The organism is Carboxylicivirga mesophila, from assembly GCF_018271975.1.
Lineage (GTDB): Bacteria > Bacteroidota > Bacteroidia > Bacteroidales > Marinilabiliaceae > Carboxylicivirga > Carboxylicivirga mesophila.
Genome location: NZ_JAGUCN010000002.1, coordinates 187,548 through 201,189, shown reverse-complemented (window position 1 = coordinate 201,189; position 13,642 = coordinate 187,548). Strand labels below are relative to the sequence as shown.

General features: G+C 42.6%; 9 protein-coding genes. All 9 read right to left on the bottom strand.

Annotated features, from left to right (window positions below; genetic code table 11):
- Positions 1 to 53: 53 nt before the first annotated feature.
- Positions 54 to 1,130 (bottom strand): glycosyl hydrolase family 17 protein, encoded by a 1,077-nt coding sequence (locus KEM09_RS22065; protein WP_212225185.1) that lies wholly within the window; start codon positions 1,128 to 1,130, stop codon positions 54 to 56.
- A complete protein-coding gene (locus KEM09_RS02795; RefSeq protein WP_212225183.1) occupies positions 1,127 to 2,086 on the bottom strand; it encodes a glycoside hydrolase family 17 protein in 960 nt (319 codons plus the stop codon). Before KEM09_RS02795 ends, KEM09_RS22065 begins: the two co-directional genes overlap by 4 nt.
- Before the next feature lie 30 nt (positions 2,087 to 2,116).
- Entirely contained in the window at positions 2,117 to 3,004 is an 888-nt protein-coding gene (locus KEM09_RS02790; RefSeq protein WP_212225181.1) for a glycoside hydrolase family 17 protein, read from the bottom strand.
- A gap of 63 nt (positions 3,005 to 3,067) precedes the next feature.
- A complete protein-coding gene (locus KEM09_RS02785; protein ID WP_244824782.1) occupies positions 3,068 to 6,520 on the bottom strand; it encodes a hypothetical protein in 3,453 nt (1,150 codons plus the stop codon).
- 25 nt (positions 6,521 to 6,545) lie between these two features.
- A complete protein-coding gene (locus KEM09_RS02780) occupies positions 6,546 to 7,418 on the bottom strand; it encodes a hypothetical protein (protein ID WP_212225179.1) in 873 nt (290 codons plus the stop codon).
- A 159-nt stretch (positions 7,419 to 7,577) separates the two neighbouring features.
- A complete protein-coding gene (gene bglX, locus KEM09_RS02775) occupies positions 7,578 to 9,833 on the bottom strand; it encodes a beta-glucosidase BglX (protein WP_212225177.1) in 2,256 nt (751 codons plus the stop codon).
- 26 nt (positions 9,834 to 9,859) lie between these two features.
- Complete coding sequence (locus tag KEM09_RS02770) at positions 9,860 to 10,663, bottom strand: glycoside hydrolase family 16 protein (protein ID WP_212225174.1); 804 nt, start codon at positions 10,661 to 10,663, stop codon at positions 9,860 to 9,862.
- 25 nt (positions 10,664 to 10,688) lie between these two features.
- Positions 10,689 to 11,780, bottom strand: a complete 1,092-nt coding sequence (locus KEM09_RS02765; protein ID WP_212225172.1) for a glycoside hydrolase family 16 protein — start codon at positions 11,778 to 11,780, stop codon at positions 10,689 to 10,691.
- A gap of 72 nt (positions 11,781 to 11,852) precedes the next feature.
- On the bottom strand, positions 11,853 to 13,634 hold the full coding sequence (locus KEM09_RS02760) for a PKD domain-containing protein (RefSeq protein ID WP_212225170.1): 1,782 nt from the start codon (positions 13,632 to 13,634) through the stop codon (positions 11,853 to 11,855).
- Positions 13,635 to 13,642 lie beyond the last annotated feature (8 nt).

Sequence of the window (13,642 nt, the reverse complement as noted above, 5' to 3'; positions counted from 1 at the left end):
TTGGATTTAGATAGTAAATTGATTTAAGGGTCTTTTCATTGTTGAAGCAGATATTACTGCCTCATCACTTGTTTAGGGCTTCGGTCGATATTAAACAGTCCCCAGTGTTTTTCGGCACCTAAGGGGTTATCCGGATTTCCTTTCCAGTCTTCATCAAAAGCCTCAAAAAAGAAAGTGGTTATATTCATTTTTTCTGACCAGTTCATTAGCTCGTTGTAATAGCGCAACTGCTTTTCTTCGCTGGCTCTCTCACCAAATTCAGAGGCCACAGAGGCCCATCCGGCTTCACTGATGACGATTTTACTATTGGGCAGTGCCTCACGTACTTTCTCCACATTAGCAATCGAATAGTACAGTCCTTCATCAATATCTTTTCCTTCCCAAACCGGGTAGAGATGGATGGATATAAAATCAAGCTCACGAGCTAACTGTTGACCATTTGCCGCCCACCATTCATAGTTTTCGGCCACTGTTATCGGTTGCTGAATGGCAGCCTTTACCCGGCGACAATAAGCTATAATTGAGTCTGTATCCACCAGGTGATCATTCCAGTCTACTAAAGCTTCGTTGCCAACATTAACGGCCACCACAATATCGGGGTACTGATTGGCCAGTTGGATGCCCCGCTCAATTTCCAGTTGATTATCCAGCTTATTTTTATCCAACTCCTCATCGGCAATGGGTTCTGTCAGCCATGCACAGCCCTCATGGTTGCTCAGCTCGGCTTTCAGCCATATGCCCAACATCACTTTTACAGGTAACGCATGCTCCTTAATTATTCGGAGGACTGTTGCTGAATTCTCCTGTGAGTCATACACGCGAATCAGGTTAAAGAGAGAGTCCTTGCTGATTATTTGTAAATCCTCCAGTATCTGTTCATCGGTGGGCCAAACTGCGCCATCTCCTCTATCAGGATGCTGCCCTGTTCTGAAACCGGAATAGCAAACGGCCCTGTGGGTGCCTGCCAGCAAGTCATCAGGTTGTTGCTGAATTGCTGATATTACTTTTGGAGGCAACTCCTGTCCTCCTTTATCTTTCTTTTGGGTTTGGCAACCTACTATGCTCAGCACTATACTACTGATTAGAACAACTGCTTTAAAATGACTCATCATGTGTCTATTTTTTTTCACACTTTAGATTTTTTCATTTCTATTAATTCGGGATATAGTTCCTGCATCACTTTCTTTGGCGTTCTGTCGACCGTGAACAATCCCCAATGTTTCTCAGGCTCCATGGGTTCTGGCGAACCTTTCCATGGCTCATCGAAGGCTTCAAAAACAAAGGTCATTACCCCCTCCTGCTCACTCCAGTTTACCAAATCGTTGTAATACACCTCCTGTAACTCTTCATTCACATTCGATGGTTCGATACCTCTCCCGTTTGAATTGGTAGCCCAGCCTGCTTCTGTTATCACTACCGGTTTATGCGGATATTTTTCGGCCACGCTATTGTAATTCTGGCGGGTATATTCCAGGGCCTCATGTATGTTTTTATACTCCCACACCGGATATGTGTGGATGGAAATAAAATCCACTTCTTCGGCCAGCTCTTTCAACTTACTATGCCAGGGCAGATAATTCTCACAAAATGTAACAGGCTGGCGGGCTCCCTTCTTAACCATTCGCACATAATCAATCACTGAATCAACCGGCACATAATGGTCGGTCCAATCCACCGTTGCCTCATTGCCAACCGAAAGCGAAAAGATGATATCAGGATATTGATTGGCCAGAATGATGAGTTTCTCAATCTGTTTTACATTTCTTGCCTTATTCTCTTTGAGTTGCTCCTCGGCATATATACCTCCCCATGGACAGCCATGGTTATTGACTTCTGCGCCGATATAAGCGCCCAGCATCACCTGAAAGTCCAGCTTTTCAGTACGAATCACTTCCAATACCAGGTCCGTTTGTTTATCGCAATCGTACAATCGCAGATACTTCCAGTTCTTGGCAAGAATCAATAAATCCTCCCTGACCTGTTCATAATCTGGAAACACACCAGTATCCGGGCTTTGTCCGTGACGAAAGCCCGAATAGCAGATGGCATTTCCCGATTTAATATGTATTAATTCACTTAATTTCATTTCACTCCTTTTCCAATACCCCAGAATGCCTCACTTATATTTTAGTTGCTCATGCTTATCCCACAATCCCCAGTAGGCTCCTACATCGCCTTCGGTACCCGTTTTCCAGCTTTCATCAAATGAGGAGAAATAAAACATGTCGATATCGTCTTCGCGCGCCCACTTTTGCGCATCAATGAAGTACTTAAGCGCATTTTGTTTTGATGGTTGTGCACCATGAAAAGGCATTCCTTTGCTTGGCCAGCCGGTTTCTGTGATGATCACTTTTTTACCGTTGCCTGCCTTCACAGCCCGCCTATACATATCTTTCATATATAGCAAGGAATACTCCAGACTACATCCTTCCCAGAACGGGTAACAATTAGCCAGAATCACATCGCATGCTTCCGTAATAGCCGGACAATTCTCAAACTCATAATACGCATCAACATACCCAACCGGAATACCCTTCACACTGCCTTTAACCTGGTTAATGTGAAACAACAACTCCTCTTCGGTTAAGTCTTTGCGATACAGCACTTCGTTACCAACAGCAATCACATCGGCATAACCACTGTGTGCCAACTCAATCAAACCTTCTATTTCCTTTTGGTTAATTGCCTTGTCTTTGCCCAACCAGGCACCAACCAGCGTTTTAATACCCACCTCTTTGGCAATAACTGCAATCAGCTCATTACCTTCGGTGCATGAAAATGTTCTGATCCACTTAATGTAAGGACGAATGATGCTTAAGCGTCTTCTGACCTGCTCTTCATTCAATTGGTCACCTGGCTTCTGTCCTTCTTCATAAGGACTGATGCATAAGCCATGCATGCCACCTTTTAACACATTCTGAAAAAGATTAATTAACTCATCATAGGACATTGCAGAAATATTAACTCCTGCTAATGACATGACATATTCGTTCCTTACTGACATAGATTTGATCTGACTAATTAATAGCATCGCCTGACTACCCACAAGTAGCCAGGCGAAATCATTTTATTTAAACTTTACCTGTATCAATTTAACCTGGGCACTGCGGTTAAAAATCATTGCAGACATTTCAGCATTGATGGTATGACCATTAAACTGCACATGCTCACCATCAACCAAAGTAATCAGCACTTCATTAGCCTGGCCTTTTGAATAAACCACCGGTATTTTACAAATGGTAAAACCAAGCTGACCAGTTTCGAGACTTATCTGCTGCTGGCTGTGTCTTGTATCGAAATAGTTAAACACTTCTGGTGCAGATAGCAACTCATCCGGATTAAACAATGCTGTATTAAACCTGATTTGGCCGTTTTCAACATGCACACCTAATTCTCCCATTCGGGTAATGACATCCTCTTTAACCTGTCCTGTCATACCGGGCTGCTTAACCCCGGCGCCTCCTGGTGTATGCGAATAGGCATCGGTAGGGAAAGCACCATATAATTCGGGTGACTTATTCAGTCCTATACCTGCTTTAATCTCATAATAATGGTCCTTCATGCTTCCTAATAAGGCTTCGTCAGCATTGGCTTCAACTGCGGCAAAATAATTTTCCTGAACAGCCAGCAATAGTTTTGATACCATGTGCCAGTAGATACTGCCTAATCCTTCGTAACCATAGAATGTACCGGAGCGTCCGGTGAATGACTGGTGGTCAAACATCTCTTCAAAAGTTGCCAGAACATCATCCTTGCATGCTTCAATCAATTCGCCATACTTTGCAACATCAAGGCTGTTGAGCGCTTTATTTAACTCATCGGCATTGCGAATGGTACCATTGAAATGATAGCCTCCAGTGTTATCTTTTGACAAAACGCTGATATTCTTATCGGCCACGAGCTGTTGTAATAAGACTGAATTTTCAACCCTGGCCACCGGTATGTTATTTTTCTCAACAAAAAGAGGCAGCTGTCGGTCCGGATACAGTATATAACTATACTGGTCTTCGCGGAATAAAGCACTTGCCTTTAGGGCATCCATTACACTCAGGCTTTCTTCAGCATTTAAATAGCCGGCACTTAACACGGCTACCTGGCCTTCAAGCATTTCGTATAGGTAACGCACCGACACACCACTTTCATCAAAAGCGATCAGGTTATAAGCATGATACAAGCCATCGGCACGTTTATTGGCCCTGATGGATTGGTCCATATAAGCCAGGGCGACATCCATAAACTGTTTCAGGTCACTAGTATTAATCGTTGCCTTGTTTTCACTGAACGACTGCGAATAAATACTGTTTCGATAGGTTTCTCCGGCTTTTCCTAACACATCTGCAAACTGCTTTCTTTCGGCGTTGCTGAATCCTTTTTCTGTCAGGCTTACATTCTCAACAAACAAGGTATGAATAGCATCCAGCAATTCTTTTACCTCTATTGAAACGGTCAGCTCTTTATGGGTTGATGCCGCTAATTTATCAGACCAGAACTGAAGGAAGCGACGCATGTAATACAGAGTGACCATAGACACACCATTACCAACCAAAGCATTATTGGCATCGTTCCACTCCGGACGCTGTGTGTTTAACCAGATACCCGCTTCAGGAATAAAGTTGCTTAACTTAGCCAGCAAGGTCACCAGTATTTTTTCAGTCAGGTTAACCTGGTAAAGACCACCAGCTTTATTCTCCAGCATGCGGGCATCAGCTCCTAATTTTTTGCCCCTGGCTTTTATTTTATCGTTTAATTCGGCGTCAAACAATATTGTATCCTGAGGATTTGCCACGATATCGGCATATGACTTGATGCGATAAGGTACATTGGCGTAAACAAAAATGTCTTTGCTCAATAGCTCATCCAGTTTTCCCGGGTGGTATTTCTCAGATAGTTCCAATAATTTCTGAAGGTAGATAATCTGGTGATCGCCCCAGTAGCCGATGTATGCCCATGGATCGTGCGGATCAGGACATTCCCAGTCAATGCCCTCGCGCGTTATGCGATAAGGATTGTAACCATCAGGAGTTGAAGCATTCACAAACTTAGCAATCATGCCTTCAATAAACTCAGGGTAAGATAAGCCCAGTGCTTCCCAGTTCTGGAAGATATCACGCCAGTTACCCTGGTAGTTTAATTTAGGACTGCCATCTTCATCCTTTGAATCGATGGAAAACTGATTCCAGGGACGACTCGGATCCCCATGGCGACGACTGAATGTTAATGGCAAATACTCGTATGCCAAGCGTACTAAATCAGCATTACCTGTTTGTTCAGCTGCATCAATCAAGGCTTTGTATGTAAGCGTTTCAGGCAAGTTCGCCATCCATTCACCTGCATTAGCAGCCACCGATTTGTTGTTCTGTTCAATATAGAGTTTAAAATCAGTAATGCTTACATTATAGCCATCATTGAATATACCTCCACGCATCACATTAAACATGGTATTTGAGAAATGGCGTGCACAACTTAATTCATCACTACCCAACTGCAGACCGTCGGCACCTGCCACTATTTCAATTAGGTTTTTAGTGCCCTGCTCAATGTCTTTCTGGATTTGTGCTGCAATGTTATTCTCTGATTTAATCAGGTAATTGAGGTTAGCCACATCACCGGCATCTTTATTAATATCGGCAACGATGCTCCATTTCTTTGCTTCTCCGGCCATTAATGACAGCTCAGCTATGAGCAGATAAGAGCCTCGGGCAGCTCGTATATCTGTTTCTGTACTAACAGCATTTCCTTGCTTAAATCGGGCGATCTGACGTCCCGAAAGCAACACCTTGTAATCATCTAATCCGTGTGACCAAACCGTTGTAGTCTTGAGTGACTCACTCGGCTCAGCTCTGTCAACCGGAATAGAACTTAGAGAAAACAATCCGAGCCCGGTTTCTTCAATCAATTCATTCTTTTTATAGGCATCCAGCAAGTTGCTGTATTCATTCTGAAAAGCATAATCCAGGCCATATGGCAGGATATTGCGGATCCCATCCAGCACTTCCACTTTCAAAGTGTCAGATCCTTCATTTTGAATGGCAGAAGTACGAACAAAACCAAATTGTTCACTATTGCACCACTGATATTTAAAGCTTAATCCAAGGTTAAGGTTAATCTCCTCGAAAATGATTTTGTTGCCATAAATACTTTTGTAAATATTTCGGACTGTTTTGTATATGCCATTGGCGACAGCTTCGAAAGGCTCCCATAAATACGTTTTGCTATCTTTCTCCACCAGAACAGCAGTGACACTGCCTGTTATTCCCTTATAATCATGAATCTTATCATCCGTATAATATGGAAATAAAGCATTGTTACGATCTTTTCTTCCTGCAGACAATGAACCATTACTTGATAAGAACATCCAATGATCAGAATCGCTAACGATGGACATGAAAAAATCATCCATCTGATCATAGTTGCTAATCTTATAATACTTCTCATTTTCACAGACTACGAATTGTCCTTCTACTTTCTTTAAGTTGGCGTTTAAATTCGTATCCCCTAAATAGATCTCTCTCGTTTTCATTATAAAATAATTAGTCTATAGCGCTTTATATTTCTTTTATCTCGAAAACCCTTTGCCAACGCTCTGTTGCACCTGGCTGAAGGTTAATGTTTTTAAATAGCTCGGGACTAACCACATGTGCTCGTCCCCACAGATTGATTTTGCAGGGTTTAAAATCGGTTGATTCAGATATTGACAGGTTCAGTTGCTTATCGCATATACACCAGTTCTGCCCACCATCTGATGGCTCGGCTATGTGCTCGAAGAAAAAATCGGATTGAGGGGTTTGAGTAAATTGCAGGTAACCATTCGATGCGAAGATACCACCGGGATTTAATCCGGCATTAAACTGATTCATATCCACCCCAGTTCCAACACTTAAGTGAATATCGTCAGACAAAAGTTTTTGACCGGGAGACAGGAAATTATGCACATATTCAGTTGTTTCATAAGCTTTCTTGCCCGTATTTTTAAGCTGGTAGTCAATAATAAAACCATCGTTTTTGATGGTAAATGTTTTGTTCAGGGTAAAAGGGAAAGGTACCTGCCTGTTAATACACTGAAAAGTGACCGAATCATGATTATATTCAAAGGACATTTGGAAAGGCATAACAGGATAATTGCCCGCAAAACTGTATGGTGCATCACTTTCTTTTTTAAGGTGTCCCACCCCAATTTTCGGGAATAATTCGTCAATACCACATTCAGAATAGCCTATCGCCTCATCAATACCAAATTCGTTAAAAAACCCTTTTCCCTGTTGGTTGGCTGTACTATTTATCATTTCGGTGGTACACAAAGGCACTTCCTTCCACCACATTTGAACTAACTTACCGGTCCAGTCAAAGCGCGTTCCAAGGTAGTTTTCCCCAGGCTCCTCAAACAGCATCCTTATATGTCCTTTGGCTAATTCAATCATTAATAAGTTGATTAAAACTGGTGGTATAAGGCTATACCACCAGTTTTCATTCATCCAGTTAATAAAGTCAGCAAAATTTTGTTTCCGACTGAGATTGCTCCCCTTGCTGCCTTACTATAATTGTCTCAAAAACTACACACTTATTCGCACACTCATTATCTATTGTACGCTAAAGCTGGCTGATAACTCAGCATTTGCATCACCTCCAACCCATAGCTGAAAATCACCTGGTTCAACCACTTCAGCCATGTCAATGTTATGAAATGCTAAATCCTGAACTGCAATCTCAAGTGTAATGGTTGTTTTATCGCCAGACTCGATACTTACACGCTTAAATGCTTTCAATTCTTTCACCGGCCTTGATACACTTCCTACTAAGTCGCGCACATATACCTGTGCTATCTCATCACCAGCCATTTCGCCGATATTAGCCAGCTCAAATGACACCTTGATAGTCTCATCTTTGCCATACACTTCCTTATCCAATTGCAGATTAGCATATTCAAATGATGTGTAGGACAAGCCATAACCAAATGGATAAAGTGGCGTGAATCCGGCATCGATGTAATGCGATTCATTGCCTAGCGATGTTTGAGGCGCCTTTACAGGAATATCATACATCTGTGTCCATGAATGTGGATTGGCAGGACGGCCGGTATTTTTATGATTGTAATGCATTGGTATTTGGCCAACTACTTTTGGGAAAGTGACTGGCAGCTTGCCCGATGGATTAGCCTTACCAAGCAGTATATCGGCTAATGCCGCGCCTCCCATTGTTCCCGGGTGCCAGGCATAGATAACGGCATCGGCGTATTCGCTAATTTCACCAATCGTCAACGGACGACCTGCCATTACCACTAACACCAAAGGCTTACCGGTTTGCTTCAAGGCTTTGATTAGCTCATTTTGAACACCCGGCAAATCGATATCGGCACGTGAATGGGCTTCACCCGAAAGAATCGATTCCTCACCGCCACAGAATACAATCACATCCGCTTTCTTTGCTTGCTCAATGGCCTTCTTAAATCCTTTTGTGTGTTGGGTACGACTAATAGCCATGCCATCGGCAAATAGCACCTGTTCGTCACCCATCTCTTGCTGTAAAGCCATCAGAGGAGTTACCGACAAGGTACTGTCACCATCAAAAATCCAGGTACCTAACTGTTCGTAGGCCTGATGAGCCATTGGGCCAACCAGAGCAATTTTCTTATCCTTGGTTATTGGTAATGTATTCTCTGAATTTTTCAGTAACACCATACTTTGTGTGGCCGCCTCTTTGGCTGCCTCCAGGTATTCAGGTTTGGCAAACTGGTACTGGTTATCCTCAGTTATATAAGGGTTCTCAAACAAACCCATCTCAAATTTCACTCTTAATATTTCGCGCACGGCTTGATTAATGGTGGCTTCACTCACCTGTCCTTCCTGCAGCAATTCTGCGATGTGATCGACATAAGTCGTTGAAGCCATTTCCATGTTGACACCGGCATTTATGGCGCGTTGGGCTGCTTCCTTCTCATCTGCCGCAAAACCGTGATTAATCATCTCCCAGGCTGATGCCCAATCGCTCACCACAAAACCATCGAACTGCCACTTACCGCGTAACACATCGCGCATCAGGTAGGCATTACCGGTAGCTGGCACGCCATCAATATCATTAAAGCCTGACATAAACGTTCTGACACCTGCGTCAACAGCCGCTTTAAAAGGAGGTAAATAAATATCATGTAATTCGCGCGGTGGAATTAATGTTGAGTTATAATCGCGACCGCCTTCGGCAGCGCCATAACCAGCAAAATGCTTCGCACAAGCGATGACACTATTGGGGTTGGTTAAATCGTCACCCTGAAAACCTTTTATCATGGCAGCGCCTAATACAGACGTCAGATGTGGGTCTTCACCCAGACTTTCGGCGATGCGTCCCCAGCGGGCATCACGACTAATATCAATCATGGGAGCAAAGGTCCATCTAACACCAGACGAAGCAGCTTCAGCCGCCGCTATGCGACATCCTTCCTGAATTATCTCTGGATTCCAGCTGGCAGCTTGTCCCAAAGGAATTGGAAACACTGTTTTAAAACCATGAATAACATCACGAGCGATAATCACCGGAACGCCCAATCGACTCTCCTCAACCGATATACGCTGTATTTCATTGATGGCAGCAACATCTACCTCATTTAAAATAGAGCCAATACGCCCCTCTTTCAATGCTGTCTTCAGATCTTCCGGTACTGTTCCACCGGCACCGTTAATCTGGCACATCTGCCCTATCTTCTCTTCAAGGGTCATCTCATCTAACAAGGCATCCACCCGGCTGTCAATGGATGATGAATTAGCCTGGTTGTTATTTTGTTGACAGGCTCCCAGAATGAACACTGCAATTAACGTTAATATAATGTGTTGTAATACTTTCATTGCGCGAGTACTTTTTGGTTTAAAGCCTAGTTATGAGGCTTGCTTTTTTGGTAAACTCTCACATAGTCGATCTCCATTGTGCTTGGAAAAATAGACTCATCGATGCCATATTTTCCGCCCCAATGTCCGCCTACGGCTACGTTTAAAATCAAGTAGAAAGGTTGGTCAAAAGGCCATTGCTCACTGCTGGCCTTTGCTTCTTTATGGAACACAAAACACTTGTGCCCATCGATAAAAAACTTGCAGCTTTTCTCTGTCCATTCGATGGCGTATTCATGAAATTCATGTTGAGCATCCGCCAAATGCCAGGCTGCTGATTTTTGTGTATTTTTTGTGTGATTGTAGGCACCTGTATGAACAGTACAATAAATTGAGTCGGGCTGATAGCCAACATACTCCATTATGTCAATTTCGCCACTGGCAGGCCAGTCGCCATATTCATTATTAACAGGCAGCATCCAGATAGCCGGCCAGGCACCTTGCCCTCCTGCTACTTTGGCACACACCTCAATTCTTCCATATTGCCATTCGCCTTTGCCTTTAGTAATGATGCGGGCTGATGTATATGGCTGAGCTGGATTGCTCGATTTTGTTGCTGTGATGTACAGCTTATCATCCTGCACCCAGGCATTTGTTTCGTTATGACTCGTATAGTGCTGTAACTCGTTATTCCCCCACTGCCAACTGTTGCCTTCAATGTCGTAGCTCCACTTAGTTGAGTCAGGTAATCCTATATAATTAAATTCGTCGTGCCACACCAACTCATAGCCCTCATGCCTGAAGCAAGAGCTCACTATTAATATAAAAATGGACACAAGGATTACTCTCATACTAATTGAATTGAAAAAAGTTAATCTAATTCAGTTCGTAAACCCGCACATAATCAACTTCCATGCTCTGCGGGAAAATGGCATTGTCAATTCCCTGGGCTCCACCCCAATTGCCACCAACAGCTACATTCAGAATAAAGAAATGAGGTTTATTAAAAGGCCAGTTGGAATCATTTTTCTCAGCAGGGGCATAAACATGTACCACATTGTCGGGCGAGTCAACATAAAAAGTCATGGATGTTTCGGTCCATAACAAACCGTAAATATGAAACTCCTCTTCGCATGTTGGCAATGACTTACTGCTGCCGTTACCATCGCCTGCATATCCTGCCGGGGTATGGACAGTTGCATGCACCACATCAGGTTGATAACCGACGTACTCCATGATGTCAATCTCACCACAGGCAGGCCATCCTACCTGACCCAAATTGGCACCAAGCATCCAGATAGCTGGCCAAACGCCAGTGCCTGAAGGTAGTTTAGCACGTACCTCAATACGACCATAGGTAAACTCTTTTTTGCCCCAACTAATCATTCGCGTTGAGGTGTAAGAACCTTGAACCTTATCCTCATTTACCTTTTTGGCAGTCAGAATCAGCTTGCCATCCACCACTTTCGCATTGTCACCATTGGTGTAATACTGCAGCTCATTGTTGCCCCATCCATTATCACCGGTTCCTACTTCAAACTTCCAATTAGCGGTATTAATGGTCGCACTGTTAAACTCATCAGACCAAATCAATCCTTCCGGATTCACATAATCCGGATCGTCAGCATCTATAGTTATAGTCTTTGTAACTGTTTTGGTATCCGATTCGGTATTCAGATTGCCCCAAAGCTTAAGCGTCACCTCATATTCTCCTTTCAAAGGAAAATAGATAGTGTGTACTTTGCTTTTATCGGCACTCTTTCCAGTGGACTCATCATTGCCAAAATTCCACTCTACATAGAGATAATCGCCAGTTGAAGCGTTAGTAAAAACAACCTGATTGTCTTGAACATCGTAGCTAAAATCAGCATTATAGGTTTCTTTATTATCTTCTTTACTGCAAGATAAACATGCAGGCAATATAATAGAGATGGCCAATACCTTTAGAATGAGTAGCAGCTTATTCATCTGTTTTAATTATGGTTTGTTGTGATAGGGAATAATAGGTGCACCATATGGTGCACCTATATTTTAGCTACATTATTTTTTTGCAGACTTTAATCCTTCAACGTGTGGTCCGGCCAAATCGTCGAAATAGAATTCATGCGTTCCTACATTACCACCATCCTCATTAGCATTAAGCATAATGCGAACAATATTGTAAAAATCATGATTATAATAGTCATCCGCAGCAACATCGTATGATACTGGATCTGGCCACCATTTCCAACCTTCTGAACCAGGCATTACTCCAGCTCCAGTGAAATCGAACTCAACAACTTCCCAAGTATTATCGGCCTGAATGGTATAACGAACTTCTGTTCCTGTTTGCCATGCATCCCCTCCTTTATCAGTATTCTCTAGTTTAAGAAGTACTTCGTCACCAGCATTACCGTAAACCATAAGTTTAAACACGCTATTACTTCTCAGGTCGAAACGGTAACCTGCAGGTAATTTCATGTAGGCATTAGCCCAAGCTTGGTCAGTCTTTGAGTAATGAAATACCTTACTTCCTTTGTTAGGATAAATTCGCTCTGGACTATCAACAACTGTAACAGCGCAATCTTCACCCAATACAGGAGCCATTTCCACCTCACTATTATCCACGTACATTACCATGTAGTCTAATAAGAAGATTTCATACTCTGAGTGATAGTTTTCAACAGTGATTGACTGATTATCAACTACATTCTCATTAGATGCAAGTACAGTTACAGTTACAGGGTATGTACCCTTACGCATATATACATGTGAAAGTGTAGCATTGTAATCTTCGGTTGAATAAACATCAGTTCCATCACCAAAATCAACTGTGAATCCATTAACTGAAATTCCGTCAGGAATCACAACATTGGCTAGGTTAACTGACCATTCGTTTTCGTTTCCGGTTGCAGCAATCTGCGATTCGAATGTTACTACCGGTTTCTCATAGCCTTTAAGAATTAACTTATTATACCAACGGTTACCATCACCACCAATGGTACTCATGCTGATATTTGTCTCAGTAATCTCATCAATGCGGTATTCGTATGTACCACCATAATCAAATCCAAAGAATGATGGCTTAGCGGACGATAGCACTAAATAGTTTATTCCATCCTTTTCTAACATAGACCATGTTGCAGAAGCTTCAGGCGTATACGATACACGACAATCAACTCCATCAACCTCAACAGGGTTAGAATAGTTAGGATCACTTTTACGATAGTCCTTCACATATGAATCACCATTATTTTTGAATTCGAAAATAAAATCAACCAGCTTAAAAGTAAACTCGTCGTCATAGGCTCCAGATTGTGTTTTCTGAAGAGGGCCAGCTGCCCACCATTCTAAACCACTTCCCGCAGCAGGGCCAATACCAAAGTGACCGCTGGCCAAACTATCAACTACCCAAGTCTTACCGTCTACCGCTTCTGCACCCCCCGTTAAGGCAGTCAAAATCGGACTAGCCAAAAATTCATAATCCGTTTCTGTTTGCTCAATTTCATCTGCTTTTGAGTTTGCTTCACCATTATTAGCAGTAATAGTTAATGTCACCTCATAAGTACCAGGTAATGGATAGTAGGCAACCACTTTATTACCTTGTAAAGTTGATCCATTACCAGTACTCCATTTAATGGTGTTTACTCCATTTACGGGTGTATTGTTTTCCAATACAAAATGGAATTCATCCTCACCTGGCGTAATTGTAAAACTCATTTGCTCATCAGTAGGAGCTCCATTACTCCCCAGATCAGACTTGTCAAATTCTTTAGGCTCACAACCCAATAGCAAAATAGCTGCCATCAAAAATGCGATACCTGATTTTATAATATTTTTCATAATTATCC